We start from the raw sequence: 520 nt of genomic DNA on the forward strand, positions 1-520 counted from the left end.
GCAGTGTTCCATTCTGTTTGGAGCTTAAGCGGCGGTTTGCGCGAATGACCTTCTGCAAGATGTCGCGGGCGCTCTTGGTCCAGATGAATGGCTTGGGGTTGATGTTGTGATGAGCGACGTATTCGTCGATGGCCTGGACGAGTTCGGGCACGCTGGTGAACACTCCCCGGCGCAATCGCTCGGTGGTGATGTCGCGGAAGAACCGCTCGACCATGTTCAGCCACGACGCCGAGGTGGGCGTGAAGTGCATGGTGAATCGGGGATGCTTGGCCAGCCACGCCTGCACGGCCGGATGCTTGTGCGTGGCGTAGTTGTCGGCGATCAGATGCAGCGACTTGCCTTTGGGTGTCTCGCGATCGATCTGGCGCAAAAACTTCAGCCACTCGACGTGGGTATGGCGCTGCTGGCACTGCCCGATGACCTGACCGTCCAGCACGTTGAGCGCGGCGAACAATGTGGTCGTTCCATGGCGCTTGTAGTCGTGCGTCATGGTGGCCGCACGCCCCTTCTTCAGCGGCAA

General features: G+C 60.6%; 1 protein-coding gene. It reads right to left on the reverse strand.

The features are described 5' to 3' along the window. On the reverse strand, positions 1-520 hold a 520-nt coding region (locus HB681_RS37755; protein WP_213959999.1), incomplete at both ends, for an IS630 family transposase.

The sequence above is a fragment of the Variovorax sp. dw_954 genome, from assembly GCF_018449755.1.
GTDB lineage: Bacteria > Pseudomonadota > Gammaproteobacteria > Burkholderiales > Burkholderiaceae_C > Variovorax.